Origin of the sequence: Streptomyces phaeofaciens (genome assembly GCF_014648915.1) — a bacterium.
Taxonomy (GTDB): domain Bacteria; phylum Actinomycetota; class Actinomycetes; order Streptomycetales; family Streptomycetaceae; genus Streptomyces; species Streptomyces phaeofaciens.
In genome coordinates, this window is record NZ_BMSA01000011.1 from 81,233 (window position 1) to 103,478 (window position 22,246).

The window sequence follows — 22,246 nt, forward strand, 5'->3', positions numbered from 1 at the left end:
AAGTGCAACGTTTCAGGAAGAGTCGCCTACTGCACCAGGGATCCCAGGAGCGGACGACGTACGCAGATTTCCGAATGACGCCACTCGGAAGGGTCCGGCAGTTCGTGCCCTCGGAGCCAACGGCACAAGATCCACGACGGGGCCGTCCGGGTGTCCAACCTGGACAAGGGCACCGTGCTGCGCATCCCGGGCACCCGGTACGGCACCGCCGGCCACGTCGAGACCCGGGCCACCGGCCCGGTCGACATCGACGACTTCGCGTCCACCGGCCGCGGCAACACCCTCCTGGCCGCGATCAACGCGGACAACGAGGTGGCGACCCGCTTCGGAGCGGGCGACCGTTCCGGCATCGGGTACCCCGCGTACTTCCCGGGGTTCGGTCAGCCGGGCGAGGGCGGGGCGGTGGCGGTACCCGTGAGGGTGTCGAGTTGGGCGGCGAGGTCGGGGTGGGTGGTGGCCAGGTAGGGGCGGGTGGCGTTGAGGGGGTGGATGAGGTCGGCGGGGTCGTTGTGGGCGAGGGCCGCGTGGAGTTGGCCGAGCGGGTCGCGGGCGGCGGTGGGGAGATCGGTGAGGGCGGTGATCTGCCCGGCGACGCGGCGCAGGTCGGCGGCGTTGCGGCGGGCCCATTCGGCTTGGGTGCGGTCGGCGGCGCGGCGTTCGCGGGTGGCCTGGACGCGTTGTTCGCCGGTGGTCCCGGCGGGGCCGGGCCGGCCTCGCAGGTAGCGGCGTTCGGCGGCCTGACGGCTGGCGACCCCCAGAGGGTGGGCGAGGTCGGCCCAGCTGGCTCCCGCGCGCCGGGCCGTTTCGATCAGGCCGGTCTCCCATCCGGCGAGTTGTTCGCGGACCTGCCGCAACAGCAGCAGGGAGGCCAGGGCCTGCTCCGCACCGGGGCTGGCGGCGGGGGTGTCGGAAGTCTCCTGCCGGGCGGCGTGCAGGGCGACGTCTATGGCGTGCAGGGCCGCCGCGGCGGCGAGCAACGAAGCCGGGCTTCGGCCGTCGGCGCTGGACGGGGCCGGCTGGTCGGCTGCTGTCACGGGCACCTCCCTCGGCTTGTCATCGACTGGACGACACCGTGTTTGTCATCCATTGGATGACATGTTACAACGGTTTCAGTGAAGCGCATTGGCAGCAACTGCCCGAACCTGCTGGAGGTGTTTTCACGATGTTGATGCGCACTGACCCCTTCCGTGAGCTGGACCGGCTGGCGCAGCAGCTGATGGGGCCGGGCACCTGGTCACGGCCGTCCCCGATGCCGATGGACGCCTACCGCGAGGGCGACCGGTACGTGGTTGCCTTCGACATCCCCGGCGTCAGCGCCGACGCGATCGACATCGACGTCGAGCGGAACATGCTGACCGTCAAGGCCGAGCGCCGGCCCGTGGCGAAGGCCGACGACGTGCAGAGGGAAATGTCGGAGCGGCCGCTGGGTGTCTTCTCCCGCCAGATCGTGCTCGCCGACACGCTGGACACCGAGCACATCGAGGCCGACTACGACGCCGGCGTGCTCACCCTGCGGATCCCGATCGCGGAACGCGCCAAGCCCCGCAAGATCGCCGTCGGCGGCGGATCCGGCCGCAGGGAGATCTCCGGCTGAGCAGGAAGCAGAACGCGCGGCCCGCCTACCCCACCCGCGAGCGGGCCGAGGAGGCCATCCGTCTGGTCGTCGCAGGACTCGGGCGCCGGCTGACGGGCGGCGAGCGCGTCGAGCTCGCCGCCCGTCTCCCCCTCGAAGCCGCACGCCTCCTCACCGCTCAGATCCCCGGCACCCAGCCCCTGACCGGCTGGGCCTTCGTCAAGGACCTCGCTGCCCGCGCCGAAGCCTCCCTGGCCACCACCCGCTGGGACACCGGAGCCGTCTTCGCCGCCATCGCCGCCCCCGACCTCCTCACCCGCGTCCTGCGCCAGCTCCCTTCCGGGTTCGCGCTGCTGTTCGGCCGCGCCGAACTCACCCCCGCCGCCCAGCCTTGTGCAACACCCTCTACAGGCCGTGTACCGAAGATGGATCCGGGATACCCCGGGCGCTCGGGTGAGCGAGGCCCGGTGACGGCGCCCGTCGCGCGGTTCCCGGTGCGATCAGGTAGTCAGGAACGGTGGACAAGGACGCGACCGACCCCTTCGTGCATGTCCGGGGCGCCGGTGAGAACAACCTGCGGAACATCGATGTCGATGTTCCGCGGGACGCGATGGTCGCCTTCACCGGCGTCTCCGGTTCGGGCAAGTCCTCGCTCGCGTTCGGCACGCTCTACGCGGAGGCCCAGCGGCGCTACTTCGAGTCCGTGGCACCGTACGCCCGAAGGCTGTTGCAACAGGTCGGCGCACCGCACGTGCAGGAGATCACCGGGCTGCCACCCGCCGTGGCCCTGCAGCAGCGACGCGGGTCGCCCAGCTCGCGCTCGACGGTCGGCACCATCACCACGCTGTCCAATCTGCTGCGCATGCTGTACTCCCGCGCCGGCACCTATCCGCCCGGGGCCGCACGGCTGGAGGCCGAGTCGTTCTCACCCAACACCGCGGCCGGGGCCTGCCCGGAGTGCCACGGACTGGGCGTCGTGCACGACGTCGCCGAGGACCTGCTCGTCCCGGACCCCTCGCTGAGCATCCGCGAGGGGGCGATCGCCGCCTGGCCGGGCGCCTGGCAGGGCGCCAACCTGCGCAGTGTCGTGCACGGCCTGGGGATCGACATCGACCGACCGTGGCGCAGGCTCAGGAAGAAGGACCGGGACTGGCTGCTGTACACGGACGAGCAGCCCTCCGTGTACATCGAGCCGGAGGAGGACCGCGTCGACTACGGCTACCAGGGCACGTTCTGGAGCGCCCGCAAGCACGTCATGCACGTCCTCGCCGACTCCAAGAGCGAGAAGATGCGCGAACGGGCGCTCCGGTTCGTCAGGAGTGTGCCCTGCCCCGAGTGTCACGGCAGCGGACTGCGGCCCGAGGCGCTCGCCGTGACCTTCGCCGGACGGTCCATCGCCGAGATCAACGCGATGCCGCTCACCGAGGTCGTGGCGCTGCTGCGGCCCGTCGCGGGGCGGTCCGAGGCCGACGCCACCACGTCGACCGCCCGATCCGGGGAGACGACCGAGGTCGCGGTCCGGATCTGCGGCGATCTGGTCGCGCGGGTCGAAGTACTGCTCGACCTGGGCCTCGGATATCTCAGCCTCGGGCGCCGCTCGACGACCCTGTCGCCCGGCGAGGCGCAGCGCCTGCGGATCGCCACCCAGCTGCGCTCGGGGCTGTTCGGCGTCGTCTACGTCCTCGACGAACCCTCCGCGGGCCTGCACCCGGCCGACGCGGAGCCGCTGCTGGACGTGCTGGACCGCCTCAAGGCGGCGGGCAACTCGCTGTTCGTCGTGGAGCACGACATGGACGTCGTACGGCGGGCGGACTGGGTGGTCGACATCGGCCCCGGCGCGGGTGAGGGCGGCGGACGCGCGCTGTACAGCGGCCCGGTCGCCGGTCTTGAGCGGGTCGGGGAGTCGGCCACGAGCCAGTACCTGTTCGGGCGCGCCCAGCCGCTCGATCACCGCCCGCGCACACCGCACGGCTGGCTGCACCTGAGCGGCGTCTCCCGCCACAATCTGCACGACGTGTCCGTCGACGTACCGCTCTGCGTACTGACGGCGGTGACGGGCGTGTCCGGTTCCGGAAAGTCGACACTGGTGACGCAGGTGCTCGCCGAGGTCGTCCGCGGCCACCTCGGACTCGTACCCGAGGAGCCCGACGAGGCGCAGCTGGAGGTCGACGTCCAGGACGCGTCGGGGGTCGAGTCGTTCGACCGGCTGGTCCGGGTCGACCAACGGCCCATCGGCCGGACTCCCCGGTCCAACCTGGCCACGTACACGGGGATGTTCGACGCGGTGCGCAAGCTGTACGCGGCGACGGACGGGGCCAGGGCGCGCGGCTACTCGGCCGGGCGGTTCTCCTTCAACGTGCCCGAAGGGCGGTGCGAGACCTGCCAGGGCGAAGGATTCGTCGCGGTGGAACTGCTGTTCCTGCCCGGTACCTACGCGCCGTGCCCGACCTGCGAGGGCGCCCGGTACAACGCCGAAACGCTGGAAGTCACCTACCGCGGCAAGAACATCGCGGAAGTGCTGGCGCTGTCCGTCGACGCCGCCGCCGAGTTCCTGTCCGCCGTCCCGGCCGCCTCCCGCAGTCTGGAGACGTTGCGCGAGGTGGGGCTGGGGTACCTGCGGCTGGGGCAGCCCGCGACGGAACTCAGCGGTGGTGAGGCGCAACGCATCAAACTGGCCACCGAACTCCAGCGAGCCCGCCGCGGTCACGCGCTCTACCTGCTCGACGAGCCGACGGCGGGGCTGCACCCCTCGGACATCGCGCTGCTGCTACGACAGCTGCACCGGCTCGTCGACGCCGGCAACACGGTCGTCCTCGTCGAGCACGACCTGGACACGATCGCCACCGCCGACTGGGTCATCGACCTCGGGCCGGGCGGCGGCGACGCGGGCGGGCGGGTGGTCGCGGCGGGCCCGCCGGCCAAGGTGGCGAGGGCCCGCCGCAGCGCCACCGCGCCCTATCTCGCGGCCCGGCTCGCGCGCTCCGGTCAAGGCGCGTCGGCCGGTCGGTAGAGGCGGCCGCACTGGCAGGGCCGTGCGGACGTGAGCCGGCGTGAGCGTGCGGGGGCGCGCCATCCTGTCAACTTCTTCAGAGCATCTCCAGGGGGGTGGGCCCGCTGGGCGGCGGGAACGCCTCGTCGAGGGCGTCGAGCGCCTCGGCAGGCAGGTGGAGGTCCACCGCGCCGCGGTTCTCCCGGACGTGGTCGGGTGATCCGGAACGCGGGATCGCGGCCACCCCCTGTTCCAGCACCCAGGCGAGTGCCACCTGCGTCGGCGTGGCTCCGAGGGCCCGGGCCACGGCACCCAGTGCCTCGGCTTCCAGGAGTCGCCCCTGCTCGATCGGGGAGTAGGCCATGACCGTCACCACTGCCTCGCGGCACCAGGGGAGCAGATCCCACTCGATGCCGCGCCGGGAGAGGTTGTACAGCACCTGGTCGACGGCCACGGCGTCGCCTCCGGGGAGGGTGTTCAGCTCGACCATGTCGGCGACGTCCAGATTGCTCACGCCCCAGTAACGGATCCTCTCCGCCTCCATCAGGTCGTGGAATCCCGCAAGGGTCTCCTCGAGTGGCCACCGTCCCCGCCAGTGCAGCAGGTAGAGGTCCAGCCGTTCCGCACGGAGCCGCCGCAGGCTGCCCTCGCAGGCGGCGACGGTGCCCTTCCGGTCGGCGTGGCCGGGCAGCACCTTGCTGACGAGGAAGACCTCCTCACGGTGTCCCCGGAGGGCCTCCCCGACGAGCTCCTCGGCCGCGCCGTCGCCGTACATCTCCGCCGTGTCGACGACGGTCATGCCCAGGTCCACGCCCAGCCGCAGCGCGGCGATCTCCTGTTCACGCCGGGCCGGTTCCTCGCCCAAGTACCAGGTGCCCTGCCCGAGCGCCGCGATCTCCTCACCGGAGGGGAGCGCGATCGTTCTGGCCGATTCCGCGGACATCTCGGGCCTCCTGTCTGCCACGGATCCGTGTCACGCGCGCCCGCACCGAGTGCCCAGGTCCGCGCCTCCCAGACAACCGGTGTCGCATGCGCCGTAGGGAGGTCAGGAGGGGTGAGCGGACTACGCCGAGAGCGTGCCGGGACCGGGCGCGCGGTCGCGCAACGCGACGGCGACCGACACAACGGCGCCGCAGGAGAGGACCGCCGCGAAGCCGATCATGGCGGTCTGCACGGCGAAATGCCGCAGGGCGATGCTGAAGAGGACGGAGGGCAGGCCCATTCCCAGGTACGCGACAACGAAGAACACGGCGCGGACCCCCGCGCGGGAGGCGGGCTCGGCCACTGAAACGCGCGCAAAGTCCTGGCGAGGCAATCAGCCGGGCCCACCCAGCACGATCTTCCACACTCGGGTCGCCACCTGGAGGTTCAGCCGGTCCTCGACGTTCGCGAGGTCGTTGCCGCTGATGTCGCGGATGCGCTGGAGCCGATAGCGCAGCGTGCTGCGGTGGATCGCGAGGGATTCCGCGGTCTCGTCGTAGTTGCCGCCGAAGTCGAAGTACCGGGACAGGGTCTCCACCATGGACGTGTGGTGCCGGGAGTCGTAGTCGATGAGCTGCCCGAGCCACTCCTGGACGAACGTCTCCAGTTCCCGGTAGTCGTTGCCGGGTCCCAGGATGCGGTAGAGGCCCAGCTCGTCGAAGAACGTCGTGCCGTAGCGCTCGCGGGAGTGACGGCGCACTTCCATGGCGCGCTGCGCCTCCTGGTAGCGGTGGGGTATGTCGTCCAGGGAGTCGCAAGGGGCGCTCACTCCGATCGTCCCGGACCGTGTCCCGGTCTCCCGGGCGAGCGCCTCGTACAACGCGCGGGCGTGCGGCCTGTCGTCGGCGACCAGGACCACATGGTCGGAACGTCGGGTCAGCAGCGACCGCATGCCCACGGCGGAAGCCGCCCGTCCCACGGTCTGCGCGAAGGAATCGTCCGCGGTCCGGTTCGGCCACTGCACCACGACGATGTAGTGGCTGCGGTGCAGGTCGTGTCCGACTGCCTCGGACCGGGCGTAGGCGCTCGCCTCGTCCGTCCCCGCCAGGAGGTCGTCGACCAGCGCGCGGTGCAGCCTCAGCTCCACTTCGGCCAGATCGCGCAGGTGCGTCAGCTCCGGGGCGAGCGACGCGGCGGCGTGTTCCAGCGCGAGCACGGTGTGCTCGTCGGCCTCGTCCAGGGCATCGACCACGGCCAGCACGCCCAGGACCTCGCCGCGCGGGCGGACCAGGGCGATCAGCCGGTCCTTCACCCGCACCGGCCCGGCCCGACGGGCGACGGCGTGCAGCATTTCGTCCTGGCGCACGGGGTCCGGCTCGGGATAGGGGTCGGGGCGGCCGGGTCCGGTCCAGGACCTCAGCCGACCGAAGCGGTCCTCGACCAGCGCGGGGAGTCCTGTGAGCCGGTGCAGTGCGCGAGTGATGGCTTCCTCGCCGCCGCGCGAGGCGGCGACGTCGGCCATGAGCGCATGAACGGCCCGCTGGTACCCCAGCTCCGCCACGACGGAGATCAGCTGCCGCTGGAGGGCTGTGCGTTCGTCCCTCAGCCGGTGCAGCTCCAACGCGTCCCCGCGTTGGCGGTGGTGTGCGAAGGCGACCGACAATGCGGCAGCGGTGTGCCGGACGATCGTGGCGAGCAGGGATCGCTCGACCTCGGATGGCCGGGAGCGGGACGTCACCACGAGGTAGCCGTGGAGTCCCTCAAGTCCGCGCAGCCCCAGAGCCCGGCCCCAGGGCCTGCCGGGTACGGTCACGGGGCCGTCCCGCCCGGCCAGGTCCCGCACCCTCCGGCCCACGGCCGAGGCATGCGTCTGCCCGTTCCTCGGGCTGGGGACCAGGTCGCCGCCCACCTTGAGGTATCCGGCCTCGGCGCGGTACGGCCCCGTGGCGGCTATGTGGTCCATGGCCAGTCGCAGGATCTCGTCTTCGTCCGGGGTGTCGAACAGGGCGCGGGAGAGCGCCATCAGGTCGCGGAGGGCGTGATCGGCCGGGGGCGGAGCGGGTGGCCCGGGGTATCTCCCGGCGGCCGTGGGGTGCCGCCCGGTGCTGCCCCGCGGAAGGCTGCACTCCCAGTCGGAGCAGCGGTGGTACGGGCTGTGCGTCCGACTGTCGGCCATGGGACCACTCCATTCTCCCCGAGTCTTCAGGGAGGCGAGTGGTATGTCGCGTACCCGCTCCCGGCCGGCTTACCCGAGATGTCCGGAATCTTTCTCTCGTACTCGTGGGGCGACCGGACCCGTGCATTCCTGGCCCGCCAGGCGCAGGCGTGGAGCCACCCGGTTCGTCACCCTGGGGAGTGTTCGAGACCCTCCGTGCGCACCGGCGGGAACCGGCGGAGGTCCCACCTCTACCTGAACGAACGTGATCCGGACAGTCGGCGCAGGCGCCGTACCGGGAGGAGTTCCCCATGGCCAAGGCAGTGGGCATCGACCTGGGCACGACCAACTCGGTGATCGCCGTGTGGGAGGGCGGCGAGCCGTCCGTCGTGCCCAACAGTGAGGGCAACCGCACGACACCGTCCGTGGTGGCCTTCACCGACACCGGGGAACGTCTGGTGGGCCAGCTGGCCCGGCGCCAGGCGATCCTCAACCCCAAGGGCACCATCTACTCGGCCAAGCGGTTCATCGGCCGGCACTTCGACGAGATCTCCGACGAGGCCAGGGCGGTGGCGTACGACGTCGTCGAGGGCGACGGCGGGGCCGCCCGCTTCAAGGTGCGCGACAAGTTGTACGCGCCTGAGGAGATCAGCGCACAGGTGCTGCGCAAACTCGCCGACGACGCCTCCAAGCAGCTGGGGGAGCGGGTCACGGAGGCGGTCATCACGGTGCCCGCCTACTTCAACGACGCTCAGCGCACCGCCACCAAGGACGCCGGACGGATCGCGGGACTGGAAGTGCTGCGGATCATCAACGAGCCGACGGCGGCCGCCCTCGCCTACGGCATGGACAAGAAGGAGCACGAGACCGTCCTCGTCTTCGACCTGGGCGGCGGCACCTTCGACGTGAGCATCCTCGACGTCGGCGACGGCGTGGTGGAGGTGCGCTCCACCGCCGGCGACAGCCACCTGGGGGGCGACGACTTCGACCGGCGTCTGGTGGATCACCTCGCGGACGACTTCCAGAAGGAGAACGGCATCGACCTGCGCAAGGACCCGCAGGCGCTGCAACGACTGTTCGAGGCCGGGGAGAAGGCCAAGACCGAGCTCAGTTCGGTGACGCAGACGCAGGTCAGCCTGCCGTTCATCACCGCCGACGCCTCGGGCCCCAAGCACCTCACCGACTCGATCATGCGGTCGACGTTCGAGCAGATCACCGGCGACCTGGTGGAGCGCTGCCTGGGACCGGTGCAGCAGGCGATGGCCGACGCCAAGGTCGGCGAGAGCGACATCGACGAGGTCATCCTCGTAGGCGGTTCCACCCGTATCCCGGCGGTGCAGGCTCTGGTCCGCCGACTGACCGGCGGCAAGGACCCGAACATGAGCGTCAACCCCGACGAGGTCGTGGCCCTGGGCGCCGCGATCCAGGCCGGGGTGCTCAAGGGCGAGGTCAAGGACGTCCTGCTGCTCGACGTCACACCCTTGTCGCTGGGCGTGGAGACGCGCGGCGGAGTGATGACGAAGATCATCGAGCGGAACACCACCATCCCGGTGCGCCGCAGCGAGACCTTCTCCACCGCCGAGGACAACCAGCCGGCCGTCGATGTGGTGGTCCTCCAGGGCGAGCGTGAACGGGCCGCCGACAACCGGGTGCTGGGCCGGTTCCAGCTCACCGACATCCGGCAGGCGCCGCGAGGCGAACCGCAGGTCGAGGTCACCTTCGACATCGACGCCAACGGCATCCTCAACGTCAAGGCCCGCGACCGGGACACCGGCAAGGAACAGGGCATCACCATCAGCGAGAGCTCCAACCTGGACCGCAGTGAGGTCGAACGCATGGTCCAGGAGGCCGAAAGCAACCGGGGCCAGGACCAGGCACTCCGCGAGGCCGTCGACGCCCGCAACGAACTCGACGCCGTCGCGTACCAGGTCGAGAAGCGTCTCGCCGAACTGGGCGACGCAGCGCCCGCGCACGAGAAGGCACGCGCCGAGATGCTCGTGTCCGACGCCCGGGCGGCGGTCAAGGAAGAGGCGGGCGCGGAGCGCGTGCGGCCTCTGACCTCCGAACTCCAGCAGGTGCTCGCGGGGCTGACGGCCCATCAGGACGCAGGCGCCACGGGCGGCGGACCCGGCCAGGACGCCGCCGCCGGCGGTCCCACGAGTGCCGGCGGCGGTGACGATGATGTCATCGACGCCGAGTTCGACAAGGGTTGAGGCGCGCCATGCCCACCCACCCCCAGGAACCCGACCGGACCGCGTCGGATCCGGTCGCACCGGTCCCGGAAGGCGCCGGACGCCCTCCGCGCGGGGATCTGCCCCAACCGGGCCCGCCCCGGTCCGAAGCGGCGAACGGCGAACCGGGACCCGACGCCGCCGGCCCCGCGCGTGCCGAGGACGAGTACACGACCGCGATCCAGGAACTGGAGGACCGCTGGCGGCGCGCGCTCGCCGACCTCGACAACCTTCGCAAGCGTCACGCCAGGGAACTGGAGCGCGAACGGGCGGTCGAGCGGTCCCGCACGGCGGCCGCCTTCCTGCCCGTCCTCGACAACCTCGAACTCGCCCTGACCCACGCGGGCGCCGATCCGGGAGCGATCGTGGAGGGCATCCGGGCCGTACGCGACCAAGCGGTGAACGTCCTCGAACTGCTCGGCTACCCGCGGCATGCGGAGACCGGCGTCGCCTTCGACCCGGCCCGGCACGAGGTGGTCGGTGTCGTCCAGGACCCCGACGCCCCACCGGGCACCGTCGTCGAGGTGCTGCGCCCCGGCTACGGGGACGGCGAACGACAGCTCAGGCCCGCCGCCGTGACGGTCGCGAAGCGGGAGTGACCGGTCATGGCACGGGACTTCTACGCGGTGCTGGGCGTGTCACGGACCGCGAGCCAAAACGAGATCCAGCAGGCATATCGCAAGCTCGCCCGCAGGCACCACCCCGACGTCAACAAGGACCCCGGGGCGGAAGAGCGTTTCAAGGACCTCAACGAGGCATACAGCGTCCTGTCCGATCCCAAGACCCGAGCCCGCTACGACCGCTTCGGCGAGGACTACCGCAAGATCCCGGAGGACTTCGACGAACGGGTCGCGGCGGGAGCGGGCGGCGGCTTCCGCGGTCGGAGGACCGCAGGCGGTGGCGGTCCTCGTGTCCGGTACGCCACCGGCTTCGGCGACGACTTCGGCGCGGAGGGCATCGACATCGAGGACCTGTTCGGCTCCATGTTCGGAGCCGGCGCCGCCCGAGGCGGCGTCCCCGGGGCGGACCAGGAGGCGGAACTGCCGCTCACCGTCGAGGAGGCGTACCGAGGCGGTCGTCGCACCGTCACGCTCGCCGGTCCCACCGGGCAGCCGCGGCGGTACGAGGTCGACGTGCCGCCGGGCGTCACCGACGGGCAGCGCATCCGGCTGGCGGGTGAGGGCGGCCAGGGCAGTGGTGACGCCGCCGCGGGCGACCTGTACCTGCGGGTGCATGTCCAGCCCCACCCCCGGTTCCGGCTGGACGGCCGTGACGTGCACGTCCAGGTCCCGGTCACCCCGTGGGAGGCGGCCCTGGGTGCGCCCGTGCCGGTGCCCACGCCCGGCGGTGGCACGGCCAAGGTCACGGTGCCCGCGGGCTCGTCCAGCGGCCGTCGGCTGCGGCTGCGCGGCGAGGGCATGCCGAACCCGCGGGGCGCGAACGGCGACCTGTACGCCGAACTCCGCGTCATGGTGCCGCCCACCCTCGGCGACCGGGAGCGTGAACTGTTCGAGGAGCTCGCCGCCACTTCCCCGTTCGACCCCAGGAGGACGTGATGAACGACCGACCCGCGGGAGCGGCAGGCATCGGCCGGGCCGGCGTGGGCGCCCGTCCGGTGCGGACGGGCGCCGACCTCACCGCCTCGACGGCTGTCCGGTACGCGCTCGTGCCCGTCCCCAGGCTCTCCCTGGCCGCCGTGGCCCTTCGCTCGGGCCTCCACCCCGATCTGATCCGCCGGTTCGTCGCCCTTGGCCTGGTCGACGCCGAACGCGACTCCGCGGGGCACCTGGTGTTCGACCCCACGGCCCCGGCGGTCCTCGCCCGCATCCAGCGGCTGCGCACCGGACTCTGCCTCAACTACGCATCCATCGGCCTGGTGCTCGACCTGCTCGACCGCATCAGCCTGCTCGAAGCCGCCCTGCGCGGCCGCGGCACGAGGAGTGAAACACCCCCATGGACATGAACCGTCTCACCCAGAAGTCCCAGGAAGCCCTCCAGGAGGCCCAGACCGCGGCCGTCGGCATGGGGCACACCGAGGTCGACGGGGAACACCTGCTGCTCGCACTTCTCGATCAGGAGGACGGTCTGATCCCACGGCTGCTGCAACAGGCCGGCACCGAGCCGAAGGAACTGCGCGCTGCCGTGCGCGAGGAACTCTCCCGCCGCCCGAAGGTCACCGGCCCCGGCGCGGCACCCGGCCAGGTCTTCGTCACCCAGCGCCTCGCCCGGCTGCTCGACGCCGCCGAACGGGAGGCCAAACGCCTCAAGGACGAGTACGTGTCCGTGGAGCACCTCCTGCTCGCCCTGGCCGAGGAGAGCTCCTCGACCGCCGCCGGGCGACTGCTCAAACAGGCCGGCATCACCAGGGACTCGTTCCTGAGCGCGCTCACCCAGGTCCGCGGCAACCAGCGCGTCACCTCCGCCAACCCCGAAGTGGCCTACGAGGCTCTGGAGAAGTACGGTCGCGACCTGGTCCTCGAGGCTCGGTCCGGGCGGCTGGACCCGGTCATCGGCCGTGACGCGGAGATCCGCCGCGTCACCCAGATCCTCAGCCGCAAGACCAAGAACAACCCCGTCCTCATCGGCGACCCCGGCGTCGGCAAGACCGCCATCGTCGAGGGCCTGGCCCAGCGCATCGTTCGCGGCGACGTCCCCGAGGGCCTGCGCGACAAGACGGTGTTCGCCCTCGACATGGGCTCCCTGGTCGCCGGCGCCAAGTACCGCGGCGAGTTCGAGGAACGCCTCAAGGCCGTGCTCAGCGAGGTCAAGGCCGCCGAGGGACGGATCCTGCTCTTCGTCGACGAGTTGCACACGGTCGTTGGCGCGGGCGCCGCCGAAGGGGCCATGGACGCGGGCAACATGCTCAAGCCGATGCTCGCCCGCGGCGAACTCCACATGATCGGCGCCACCACCCTCGACGAGTACCGCAAGCACATCGAGAAGGACGCCGCCCTCGAACGCCGCTTCCAGCAGGTCCTGGTCGACGAGCCGAACGTGGAGGACACCATCTCCATCCTGCGCGGACTGCGCGAACGCCTCGAGGTCTTCCACGGCGTGAAGATCCAGGACACCGCGTTGGTCTCCGCGGCCACCCTCAGCCACCGCTACATCACCGATCGGTTCCTGCCCGACAAGGCCATCGACCTCGTCGACGAGGCGTGCGCCCGGCTGCGTACCGAGATCGACTCGATGCCCGCCGAACTCGACGAGATCACCCGCCGCGTCACCCGCCTGGAGATCGAGGAAGCGGCCCTGTCCAAGGAGAGCGACCCCGCCAGCAGGACCCGCCTGGAGGAGCTGCGCAGGGAACTGGCCGACCTGCGCGGCGAGGCCGACGCCAAACACGCCCAGTGGGAGGCCGAACGGCAGGCGATCCGCCGCGTGCAGGAACTGCGCCAGGAACTGGAGCAGGTCCGCCACGAGGCGGAGGAGGCCGAACGCGCCTACGACCTCAACCGTGCCGCCGAACTCCGCTACGGCCGCCTCCAGGACCTGGAGCGCCGACTCGCCGCAGAGGAGGAGCAACTGGCCGCCAAGCAAGGGCAGAACCGGCTGCTGCGCGAGGTCGTCACCGAGGAGGAGATCGCCGAGATCGTCGCCGCCTGGACCGGCATCCCCGTCTCCCGCCTCCAGGAGGGCGAACGCGAGAAACTGCTGCGCCTCGACGACATCCTGCGCGAGCGCGTCATCGGCCAGAACGAGGCCGTCAAACTCGTCACCGACGCCATCATCCGCGCCCGCTCTGGCATCCGCGACCCTCGCCGCCCCATCGGCTCGTTCATCTTCCTCGGCCCCACCGGCGTCGGGAAGACCGAGCTGGCCAAGACCCTCGCCCGGACTCTGTTCGACTCCGAGGAGAACATGGTCCGCCTCGACATGAGTGAGTACCAGGAGCGGCACACCGTCAGCCGGCTCATGGGCGCGCCGCCCGGATACGTCGGTTACGAGGAAGGCGGCCAGCTCACCGAGGCCGTACGCCGCAAGCCGTACTCGGTCGTGCTGTTCGACGAGATCGAGAAGGCGCACACCGATGTCTTCAACACCCTGCTGCAGATCCTCGATGACGGCCGCATCACCGATGCGCAGGGCCGCCTCGTCAACTTCCGCAACACCGTGATCATCATGACGTCCAACATCGGCTCCGAGCACCTCCTCGACGGTGCCACCGCCGAAGGTGAGATCAAGCCCGACGCCCGCGCCTTGGTGATGGGCGAGCTGCGCGGGCACTTCCGCCCGGAGTTCCTCAACCGCGTCGACGACATCGTGCTGTTCAAGCCGCTGGGTGAGCGGCAGATCGAGCGGATCGTGGAGCTGCAGTTCGACGAGCTGCGGCAGCGGCTCGCCGAACGCCGCATCACCGTCGAACTCACCGACGCCGCCCGGGAAGTGATCGCCCACCAGGGCTACGACCCGGTGTACGGGGCCCGGCCACTGCGCCGCTACATCTCCCACGAGGTCGAGACACTGGTCGGACGCGCCCTGCTGCGCGGCGACGTCCAGGACGGCGCGACGGTCCGCGTCGACGCCGAACACGGAGAGCTGGTGGTCACCTACGACCAGCCCGAGGACGCGAACGGAGCGCGGGCGGCATGAACACGATGCAGGCGACGACCGTCAGTTGTCCGCACTGCGGGCGCACCAACCGGGTGCCCGTGGCCGCGGAGGGCCGCCCCAAGTGCGGCCACTGCAAGCAGCCCCTGCCGTGGATGGTGGACGCGGGCGACGACGACTTCACCGAGGTCGCCGAGCGGGCCGACGTCCCCGTCGTGGTCGACCTGTGGGCCACCTGGTGCGGCCCCTGCCGCATGGTCAGCCCCGCGCTGGAGAAGGTCGCCACCGATCTCGCCGGCCGCATCAAACTCGTCAAGGTCGACGTCGACAAGAACCCGCGGCTGTCGCAGCGTTTCGAGGTCCAGGCGGTACCGACGCTGCTCGTCCTCGACCGGGGCGAGACGGTCGCCCGGCAGGCGGGGGCGGCGCCCGCCCCCGCTCTGCGCCGGTGGGTGGAACAGTCGATCACGGGCCGGGAAGGGTGATCCGGATGACCCTGCACGCAGACCCCCACCTCGCGCTTGTCCGGCCGGTCCAGCCGCTGACCCCAGAAGGGTGTCAGGAGTGTCTGCTGCTCGGCTCCCCGTGGGTCCACCTGAGGCTCTGCCTGACCTGCGGGCACGTCGGCTGCTGTGACTCCTCGCCGAACAAGCACGCGCGTAGGCACGCAGCTGCCGACGCCCATCCGATCGTGCAGTCGTTCCAGCCCGGCGAGGATTGGCGCTGGTGCTACGTCCACGAGGCGTTCGTCTGATGTCCGGCGACCAGTCGCTGCCGGGCGATGAACAGGTGCCGGAGGAAGTGGATGAGGCCGTCTTCTGGGAGGCCCCGGACATCTACGGTGCGTATCCACGCCTTGCGCAGGACCAGATAGCACGTCTGGCGGAGCACGGGCAACGCCGGAGCATGGCTCCGAACGACGTGCTGATCCGGGAGGGGGAGCGCTGCGAGACGTTCTTCGTCGTCCTCAGCGGTACCGTCGCCGTCGTCGAGGACCACGGCACTCCCGAGGAACACGTGCTGCGCGTGCACGGCCCCGGTCGCTTCATCGGCGAACTCGGGCTGCTGCACGGACAGGTGGCCTTCTACACAGCTGTCGCCAGGGAGCCGGGCGAGGTGCTCGTCGTCTCCTTGGACCAGTTGCGCCGCCTGGTGTCCCAGGACTCCACCATCGGGGACCTCGTGCTGCGCGCCTGTCTGGGCCGTCGCGCACTGCTCGTCGGACAGGGCGCCGGTTTCCGCATCATCGGCTCGCGCTACTCGCCCGACACTCGGCGGCTGCGCGAGTTCGCCATCCGCAACCGGCTGCCGCACCGGTGGACCGACCTGGAGACCGACGAGGAGGCCGAGGAGCTGCTGCGCCGCTTCGGCGTCGGCCCGGAGGAGACACCGCTCGTCATCTGGCGGGACACCACCCTGTTGCGCAACCCCAGCAACGCGGAACTGGCCCGGCTCATCGGCCTGCCGTCACTGCCCGCCGGAAACCGTCACGGCGACCTCCTCATCGTCGGCTCCGGACCCGCCGGCCTCGCTGCCGCGGTGTACGCCGCCTCCGAGGGCCTGAGCACCACGGTGGTGGAGGCGATGGCCACCGGCGGCCAGGCCGGCACGTCGTCCCGCATCGAGAATCTGCTCGGCTTCCCCGCCGGCATCTCCGGCGCCGAACTCACCGAACGCGCCGTGCTCCAGGCCGACAAGTTCGGCGCCAGGATCAGCATTCCGGTGGAGGCGACCAGTCTCCGTCCCCAGGACGACGACCACTACGTGGTGGCGTTCGCCGACGGCAGCGAGATCGCCGCCCGCGCCGTCGTCCTGGCCACGGGCGCCCGCTACCGCCGGCTCCAGGTGCCCGGCATCGAACGCCTTGAGGGAACGAGCGTCCACTACTCGGCGACCGTCTACGAGGCCCAGCAGTGCCGCACCGACCCGGTGGCCGTCGTCGGCGGAGGCAACTCGGCGGGCCAGGCGGTGCTGTTCCTCGCCGGGTACGCGCCGAAGGTGCACCTGCTGGTCCGAGGACCCAGCCTTGAGGCCAACATGTCCCGCTACCTGGTCGACCAGGTCGAGCGCCATCCGCGGGTCGAGGTCATGCTGCACACCGAGGTCACCGAGGTCATCGGCCAGGAGGTGCTGGAGGAGCTCGACGTGGTCGACAACCGCACGGGCGGGCACCGCCGGCTCGCGGCACGGGGCCTGTTCGTCTTCACTGGCGCCGACCCCCACACCGAGTGGCTCGCCGGCATCATCGCCCTCGACTCCCGCGGCTTCGTCCTCACCGGCCCGGAGGCCCAGGAAGCCTGCGCCCACCCCGAGGTGTGGCACGGCCGCGGGCGCTCGTGCATGACCCTGGAGACCAGCCTGCCCGGGGTCTTCGCGGTGGGGGACGTCCGTAGCGGCTCGGTGAAGCGGGTGGCCTCGGCGGTCGGCGAAGGCGCGATGAGCATCCACTTCGTGCACCGCTACCTGGGCCGCGCGGCCACGCACGGCGGCACCGACAGCTCACCGCGCACCCGTCCGAAGGAGTCCGCTTGGCTCGCATGACGCGGGCGGGAGGGCCGCCCGTGGCGGGGAAACCGCCCGGCCGGACCGCGTGGTCGTCGAACGTCGTGGGCGCGGGGGCCAGTCGGCCGGGTGGCCGGGGCGGCCGGGTCGTCGGGTCGGCCGGACAGTCAGGTCGGCCGGGTCGTCGGGTCGGCCGGACAGTCAGGTCGGCTAGGTGGTCACAGTTCTTCGGAGGCGCCCAGGCCGGTCAGCGCGCCCACCGGGTCCGGGTCGGGGGTGCCTCGGGGCCACCAGTCGTCGCGGCCCGGCTCGGACTCGTACGCGTACCACAGCCCTTCGCGCCCGAAGCGGAGTTGGACATGCCCGCGGGGGTGGGTGAGGTGGTTGCGCCACGGGCGGAAGGCGGGGAGGTCGGCGGCGAGGAGCAGCGGGCGGGCCCGGTCGAAGCGGCCGGCCGGCGGGTCCCAGGCCTCCTCCAGGACGGTGAGGCCGTCCGGCCCTCCCTGCCGCCACGCGGCGACCGCGCGCGCCAGCTCGGACGGGGTGCGCCCGGCGGCCGCGGCGAGCGCGGCGTACAGGGAGCGGGTGGTGGCGGTGAGCCCGGAGCCGGGGCGGGCGGCGGCGAGCCGTACCGCGTCCTGCCACAGGGTGAGTTCACCGATCTCGTCGTGGCCGGTGGCCAGCAGGGCGTGGGCGCGGGCGGCCGCGTCGGTAGCGAGCTGGTCCAGCGCGAACGCGTCGGGGCCGCTCGGCGTGGAGGGGTAGGCGGGCGGCTGCCCGGGGTGCGGGGGCACGGGCAACGGGGCCGGGAGCGGCGGGAGTCGACGCGCGGCGAGCGCGACGGCCTCGGTGGCCCGGACGCCCGGCAGCGGCGCCGGTTCCCGCTCCTGGGCGGCGCGGGCCGCCCGTGCGGCGTTACGGCGGGACAGCGCGTCCAGCAGCTCGCGTTCGCCCCGGCCGCGCAGCAGGAGCAGCACGAACGGGTCGGCGTCCAGCAACCGCGCGGTCTGGTAGCAGAGCGCGGCGGCATGCTTGCAGGGGTGGCCCCGGTCGGGGCAGCTGCAGTGCGGTTCGAGGTCGCCGGGGCCGGGCAGCAACGGCACCCCGCACTCGGCGAGGGACTCCGGCATCTCCTTGTCGAGCAGCGCGGCGATGTGCGCGGGTCGCTCCACGGCCGCGTCCAGGAAGCGCTCCCAGTCGTCCCCGTCGAACGTCCGCAGCCGCACCTGTACGCGGTACGGCCGGGGGCGGCTGCCCTGCACGTACGCGAGGACGAGTCCCGGGGTGACCGTGATGGCGTCCACGCTGCCCTGCTCGGCGTAACCACGGCCGCGCGCCAGCCGCTTGGCGTCCAGCGCGCCCTCCTCCAGCGCGGTGACCCAGGCGTTGCCCCACCAGGTCTCGGCGAAGCGGGTGTCGCCGTCGGCCGCGGTGGCCGACCGGGGCGGGAAGGCGGGGAAGGTGCGGCGGTGGTCGCCGTCGCGCGTGGGGGCGGCCATGGAGTGGGAGGTGCGGGGGGTGCGAGTGGTGCGGGTGGGATCTGCGGTGAAGGTGGGGCGGACGTCGTCCTGGGCGGGCTCGGGGAGGGCGGGCGCCGACCCTGCGGGGGCGGAGGGGTCCGCCGGTGCGGACAGGTGTGCGGGGGCGGACGGCTCCGGAGACACCGGAGCCACCAGGGGCTCCGGGGACTCCGTCGGCTCGGGGGAATCCGTCGGCTCCGGGAAATCCGTCGGTTCCGGGGAATCCGAGGGCATGCGGAAGGCTCCGGCCAGGAACTGCCTGACGTCACGGGCTCGGTCGCGGGCGGCGGACCGGTCGGCGGCGGGGGCGCCGTCGCGGGCGGTCGGCCGCTCGGCGGCGGGGGCGTGGTCGCGCCTGCGGGCCGGGCGGGGGGTCGCCGCGTCGGTGAGGGCGCGGGCGGCACCCGGGGCGGGCCGTTCCGCGTCGGTGCCGGCCGGCGGGTGGGCGGGCCCGCTCACCGGCTCCCCCGCGGCCGCCTCGGCCCTGCGTGCCTGGGCGCGGGCCGCGCGCAGCGCCTCGCGGGCGATGTCCCCGGGACGGGCGCCGGGCCCGGGACGGGCGCCGGGCCCGGCCGTGCCACGCGGCGGACGCGACTCCTCGGGCTCACCGATCTCACGGGACTCACGGGGCTCTCGGGACGCGGCCGGTTCCCCCGGTGGGCGCGGTTCGCCCGGTTCCTCGGCCGCCGGTGCCTGATCCGCCGTGGCGCGCCGCAGGGCGGCGCGGGCGGCGTCGCCCGGCCTCGGCTCGCGCCGCGCGGTCTCCTCCTCGGCCGCCGACGTCGCCTGTTCCTGCGCGCGTTCCCGTGCGGCCCGCAGGGCGCGGCGGGCGGCGTCGGCGGGGCTGCTCGCGCCGTCCTCCCGGGGCGCTCCGGCTGTGCTCTCCGGCTCCCCCATCACGCCTCCCTCCGCAGCCGGACCAGGTCGGTCAGTTCACGGTCCGTCAGTTCGGTGAGAGCGGACTCGCCGGAGCCGAGGACGGCGTCGGCCAGGGCGCGCTTGGCCTGGAGCATCTCGGCGATACGGTCCTCGACCGTGCCCTCGGTGATGAGGCGGTGGACCTGGACGGGCTGGGTCTGGCCGATCCGGTAGGCGCGGTCGGTGGCCTGCTCCTCCACGGCCGGGTTCCACCAGCGGTCGAAGTGGACGACATGGCCCGCGCGGGTGAGGTTCAGGCCGGTGCCGGCGGCCTTCAGGGACAGGACGAGGACCGGGGTGGCGCCCTCCTGGAAGCGGTCCACCATGCGCTCGCGCTCGGGGACCGGCGTGCCGCCGTGCAGGAGGTCGACGGGGATCGCGCGCGCGGCGAGGTGGGCGGTGATCAGGCGGGCCATGCCGACGTACTGGGTGAAGACCAGCGCGGAGCCGTCCTCGGCGAGCAGGGTGTCCAGCAGTTCGTCCAGCAGGGCGAGTTTGCCGGAGCGGGCGGCGGCGGAGGTCCCTCCGCGCGGGCGGAGCCGAGCGTGGGGGAGGTCGCCGACGGGGGTGACCTCCTCCTTGAGGTACAGCGCCGGGTGGTCGCAGATCTGCTTCAGCGCGCCCAGCAGCTTCAGCACCAGGCCCCGGCGGGCGATGCCCTGCGCCGTCTCGATGGCCAGCAGCGACTCGCGCACCACCGCCTCGTAGAGGGCCGCCTGTTCGCGGGTGAGCGGGACCGGGTGGTCCGTCTCCGTCTTGGGCGGCAGCTCGGGGACGATGCCGGGGTCGGACTTCTTGCGGCGCAGGAGGAACGGGCGTACGAGGCGGGCGAGGCGCTCCACCGCCTGCGCGTCCTCGCCGTTCTCCACGACGCGGGCGTGGCGGGCGCGGAAGGACTTCAGGGGGCCGAGGAGGCCGGGGGTCGTCCAGTCCAGCAGGGCCCACAGCTCGGACAGGTTGTTCTCGACCGGGGTGCCGGTGAGGGCCACGCGCGCGGGGGACGGGATCGTCCGCAGCGCCTTCGCGGTCGCCGAGTAGGGGTTCTTCACGTGCTGCGCCTCGTCGGCGACGACCATGCCCCAGGACTGCTGGGCCAGGGTCGGGGCCGCCGAGCGCATCGTGCCGTAGGTGGTGAGGACGAAGCCGCCGGCCAGGGCGTCGAGGCTGCGGTCGGCGCCGTGGAAGCGGCGGACGGGGACGCCGGGCGCGAAGCGGGTGATCTCGCGCTGCCAGTTGCCGAGGAGGGAGGCGGGGCAGACCACGAGCGTCGGTTCGGTGCGGGCCCGCCGCAGGTGCAGGGCGATCACGGTGATCGTCTTGCCGAGTCCCATGTCGTCGGCGAGGCAGCCGCCGAGGCCGAGGGAGGTCATGAGGTCCAGCCAGGCCAGACCCCGGAGCTGGTAGTCGCGGAGCGTGGCCCGAAGGCCGGGGGGCGGCTCGGCCGGCTGGACGCCGGTGGTGAGGCGGTCGCGCAGGGCGGCGAGGGCGCCGACGGGGACCGCCTCGACCGTCTCGCCGTCGACCTCGGCGGTGCCGGTGAGGGCGGCGGCGAGGGCGTCGACCGGGTCCAGCAGGCCCAGTTCGCGCTTGCGGGCCTTGCGGACCAGTGCCGGGTCGACCAGGACCCACTGGTCGCGCAGGCGGACGACGGGGCGGTGGGCCTCGGCGAGGGTGTCCATCTCGGCCTCGGTGAGCGGGTCGCCGCCGAGCGCCAGCTGCCAGCGGAACCGGAGCAGTTCCTCGCTCTCGAAGAAGCCGGTGCCGTCGGTCGCCGAGCCCGGCGCGGGCCGGACGACGGCCGCCGCGCTGAGGTCCTGGGCGAGGTCCCTGGGCCAGTGCACGGCGACCCCGGCGGCCGCGAGGCGGGTCGCCGCCACGCCGAGCAGATCGCCCAGTTCGTCCTCGGACAGGGCGAGCACGTCGGGGGTGTCCTGGTCGGCGAGGCGGGCGAGCGGCGGCCACACGCGTGCCGCGCGCCGGACGGCGAGGGCGGCGTCGACGCGCGCGCGGGGGCCGAAGGCGGCGTCGGCCGCGCCCGCCCACAGGGTGGCCGCGTCGGTCAGCAGGGTGGGGTCGGCGAGGCTGTGCACCTGGACGATCGCGGCCCCCGCGCGGCGGGCCCGCTCGCCGTCGTCGAACAGGTCGTAGGCGGAGAGGTCCAGGCGCAGGGAGATCCGCACGCCCGCGTCCATCCCGGCGGCGACCTCGGCGGCCCAGTCCTGGGCGCCGGGCAGCCGCTGGGGCCGGCGGTCCGCGAAGGGCCTGCCGCACGCGTGCGGCGCGGCGGGGGTGCGGGGCAGGGTGTCCGCGACGGCGTCCAGGAAGGACCGCATCAGGGCCTCCGGCTGCGGCAGCCGGAGCGCGCCCGGGCCCGGCAGCGGGACGGCGTGTCCCTCGTGGGGCAGGGCGGCGGCGACGGCGCGCAGGTGGGCGATGTCCTCCGGGTCCAGCGGGCCCGCCCGCCAGGCGTCGAGGCCCGCCGGGGTCAGGCCGGGCAGCAGCCGGCCGCGGGCGGTGAGCCGCAGCGCGTGCAGCGCGGCGGCGCCCCAGCAGGCGGTGGCGGGGTGGGCGGCGGGGTCGCGGCGGGCGTGGACGAGCAGCGGGAGCGCCTTGTCGAGCGGCAGCGTCAGGGCGGCGGCCGGCCTGCGGCGGACCGAGCTGCCGTGGGGGCGTACGACGGTGAGCTCGGTCGGCTCCGCGTGCGGGGTGGCGGGCAGCGGGCCGTCCTGCGGGTCCCAGAGGGCGATCCGGCCCTCGCGCGGGACGGGCGCGGGCAGGAAGACCGCGGCGAGTCGCGCGGCGGCGGCGTGCGCCCGCGTCACGGCCGTGTCGTCGAAACGCGTCGCCATACGCTCTGTCCACCTCCCGCCCGCGTGTCGGATCAGT

17 protein-coding genes and 1 pseudogene are annotated in these 22,246 nt (G+C 72.8%); 12 read left to right on the forward strand and 6 right to left on the reverse strand.

The genetic code is table 11. The features are described from left to right. Positions 1-150 precede the first annotated feature (150 nt). Positions 151-465, forward strand: coding sequence for a hypothetical protein (locus IE275_RS47085; protein WP_308435662.1), 315 nt, complete (start codon positions 151-153; stop codon positions 463-465). On the opposite strand, the gene IE275_RS19690 is transcribed toward IE275_RS47085, so the two are convergent. Further along, a complete protein-coding gene (locus tag IE275_RS19690; RefSeq protein ID WP_189712640.1) occupies positions 381-1,034 on the reverse strand; it encodes a type III effector protein in 654 nt (217 codons plus the stop codon). The two genes, IE275_RS47085 and IE275_RS19690, sit on opposite strands and share 85 nt — an antisense overlap. Before the next feature lie 128 nt (positions 1,035-1,162). Here IE275_RS19690 and IE275_RS19695 point away from each other — a divergent pair, with 128 nt between their 5' ends. From IE275_RS19695 to uvrA, 3 genes and pseudogenes are all read left to right on the forward strand, one after another. Beyond that, positions 1,163-1,594 (forward strand): Hsp20/alpha crystallin family protein, encoded by a 432-nt coding sequence (locus tag IE275_RS19695; protein WP_189712641.1) that lies wholly within the window; start codon positions 1,163-1,165, stop codon positions 1,592-1,594. Further along, positions 1,567-1,959 (forward strand): annotated as a pseudogene (locus tag IE275_RS19700) (DUF2267 domain-containing protein); the annotation flags it as partial. The gene IE275_RS19695 and the pseudogene IE275_RS19700, both read left to right, overlap by 28 nt. A gap of 131 nt (positions 1,960-2,090) precedes the next feature. After that, positions 2,091-4,583 (forward strand): excinuclease ABC subunit UvrA, encoded by a 2,493-nt coding sequence (gene uvrA / locus IE275_RS19705; protein WP_189712642.1) that lies wholly within the window; start codon positions 2,091-2,093, stop codon positions 4,581-4,583. Between the two features lie 76 nt (positions 4,584-4,659). Here the strand turns inward: uvrA and IE275_RS19710 are convergent, their stop codons facing one another. The 3 genes from IE275_RS19710 to IE275_RS19720 all read right to left on the reverse strand — a co-directional run bounded on the left by IE275_RS19710 (position 4,660) and on the right by IE275_RS19720 (position 7,659). Continuing rightward, positions 4,660-5,505, reverse strand: coding sequence for an aldo/keto reductase (locus IE275_RS19710; RefSeq protein WP_189712643.1), 846 nt, complete (start codon positions 5,503-5,505; stop codon positions 4,660-4,662). Positions 5,506-5,625: 120 nt separating this feature from the next. Next, a complete protein-coding gene (locus IE275_RS19715; RefSeq protein ID WP_229870381.1) occupies positions 5,626-5,811 on the reverse strand; it encodes a hypothetical protein in 186 nt (61 codons plus the stop codon). Positions 5,812-5,877: 66 nt separating this feature from the next. Further along, a complete protein-coding gene (locus tag IE275_RS19720) occupies positions 5,878-7,659 on the reverse strand; it encodes a PucR family transcriptional regulator (protein ID WP_189712644.1) in 1,782 nt (593 codons plus the stop codon). A gap of 290 nt (positions 7,660-7,949) precedes the next feature. On the opposite strand from IE275_RS19720, the gene dnaK reads away from it, so the two are divergent. From dnaK to IE275_RS19760, 8 genes are read left to right on the forward strand one after another with little or no spacing between them, the layout of a single operon-like run. Further along, the gene (gene dnaK, locus IE275_RS19725) at positions 7,950-9,851 is read left to right on the forward strand and encodes a molecular chaperone DnaK (protein ID WP_189712645.1); all 1,902 of its coding nucleotides are present in this window, start codon (positions 7,950-7,952) and stop codon (positions 9,849-9,851) included. Positions 9,852-9,859: 8 nt separating this feature from the next. Further along, complete coding sequence (locus IE275_RS19730; protein ID WP_189712646.1) at positions 9,860-10,468, forward strand: nucleotide exchange factor GrpE; 609 nt, start codon at positions 9,860-9,862, stop codon at positions 10,466-10,468. 6 nt (positions 10,469-10,474) lie between these two features. Further along, positions 10,475-11,425 carry a DnaJ C-terminal domain-containing protein gene (locus tag IE275_RS19735; RefSeq protein ID WP_189712647.1) on the forward strand — a complete coding sequence of 317 codons (951 nt, stop codon included), beginning with the start codon at positions 10,475-10,477 and terminating at the stop codon, positions 11,423-11,425. Next, positions 11,425-11,832, forward strand: coding sequence for a chaperone modulator CbpM (locus IE275_RS19740; RefSeq protein WP_189712648.1), 408 nt, complete (start codon positions 11,425-11,427; stop codon positions 11,830-11,832). The genes IE275_RS19735 and IE275_RS19740 overlap by 1 nt, the downstream gene beginning before the upstream one ends. After that, positions 11,823-14,462 carry an ATP-dependent chaperone ClpB gene (gene clpB, locus IE275_RS19745; protein ID WP_189712649.1) on the forward strand — a complete coding sequence of 880 codons (2,640 nt, stop codon included), beginning with the start codon at positions 11,823-11,825 and terminating at the stop codon, positions 14,460-14,462. Before IE275_RS19740 ends, clpB begins: the two co-directional genes overlap by 10 nt. Continuing rightward, positions 14,459-14,905, forward strand: coding sequence for a thioredoxin (gene trxA, locus IE275_RS19750; protein WP_189712650.1), 447 nt, complete (start codon positions 14,459-14,461; stop codon positions 14,903-14,905). The genes clpB and trxA overlap by 4 nt, the downstream gene beginning before the upstream one ends. A gap of 5 nt (positions 14,906-14,910) precedes the next feature. After that, entirely contained in the window at positions 14,911-15,174 is a 264-nt protein-coding gene (locus IE275_RS19755; RefSeq protein ID WP_097227389.1) for a UBP-type zinc finger domain-containing protein, read from the forward strand. Then, on the forward strand, positions 15,174-16,961 hold the full coding sequence (locus IE275_RS19760) for an FAD-dependent oxidoreductase (RefSeq protein WP_189712651.1): 1,788 nt from the start codon (positions 15,174-15,176) through the stop codon (positions 16,959-16,961). Before IE275_RS19755 ends, IE275_RS19760 begins: the two co-directional genes overlap by 1 nt. 179 nt (positions 16,962-17,140) lie before the next feature. On the opposite strand, the gene IE275_RS19765 is transcribed toward IE275_RS19760, so the two are convergent. After that, on the reverse strand, positions 17,141-19,339 hold the full coding sequence (locus IE275_RS19765) for an SWIM zinc finger family protein (protein WP_189712652.1): 2,199 nt from the start codon (positions 19,337-19,339) through the stop codon (positions 17,141-17,143). Next, complete coding sequence (locus tag IE275_RS19770) at positions 19,339-22,209, reverse strand: SCO1167/SCO6262 family helicase (protein WP_189712653.1); 2,871 nt, start codon at positions 22,207-22,209, stop codon at positions 19,339-19,341. Before IE275_RS19770 ends, IE275_RS19765 begins: the two co-directional genes overlap by 1 nt. Between the last annotated feature and the right edge of the window lie 37 nt (positions 22,210-22,246).

Excerpts from the sequence above, each read along its gene's own strand:
- IE275_RS19730 (WP_189712646.1), top strand. The coding sequence starts at position 9,860 with ATGCCCACCCACCCCCAGGAACCCGACCGGACCGCGTCGGATCCGGTC.
- IE275_RS19755 (WP_097227389.1), top strand. The coding sequence starts at position 14,911 with ATGACCCTGCACGCAGACCCCCACCTCGCGCTTGTCCGGCCGGTCCAG.
- dnaK (WP_189712645.1), top strand. The coding sequence starts at position 7,950 with ATGGCCAAGGCAGTGGGCATCGACCTGGGCACGACCAACTCGGTGATC.
- IE275_RS19735 (WP_189712647.1), top strand. The coding sequence starts at position 10,475 with ATGGCACGGGACTTCTACGCGGTGCTGGGCGTGTCACGGACCGCGAGC.
- IE275_RS19760 (WP_189712651.1), top strand. The coding sequence starts at position 15,174 with ATGTCCGGCGACCAGTCGCTGCCGGGCGATGAACAGGTGCCGGAGGAA.
- IE275_RS19720 (WP_189712644.1), bottom strand. The coding sequence starts at position 7,659 with ATGGCCGACAGTCGGACGCACAGCCCGTACCACCGCTGCTCCGACTGG.
- clpB (WP_189712649.1), top strand. The coding sequence starts at position 11,823 with ATGGACATGAACCGTCTCACCCAGAAGTCCCAGGAAGCCCTCCAGGAG.
- trxA (WP_189712650.1), top strand. The coding sequence starts at position 14,459 with ATGAACACGATGCAGGCGACGACCGTCAGTTGTCCGCACTGCGGGCGC.
- IE275_RS19740 (WP_189712648.1), top strand. The coding sequence starts at position 11,425 with ATGAACGACCGACCCGCGGGAGCGGCAGGCATCGGCCGGGCCGGCGTG.
- IE275_RS19710 (WP_189712643.1), bottom strand. The coding sequence starts at position 5,505 with ATGTCCGCGGAATCGGCCAGAACGATCGCGCTCCCCTCCGGTGAGGAG.
- IE275_RS19765 (WP_189712652.1), bottom strand. The coding sequence starts at position 19,339 with ATGGGGGAGCCGGAGAGCACAGCCGGAGCGCCCCGGGAGGACGGCGCG.
- IE275_RS19695 (WP_189712641.1), top strand. The coding sequence starts at position 1,163 with ATGTTGATGCGCACTGACCCCTTCCGTGAGCTGGACCGGCTGGCGCAG.
- IE275_RS19770 (WP_189712653.1), bottom strand. The coding sequence starts at position 22,209 with ATGGCGACGCGTTTCGACGACACGGCCGTGACGCGGGCGCACGCCGCC.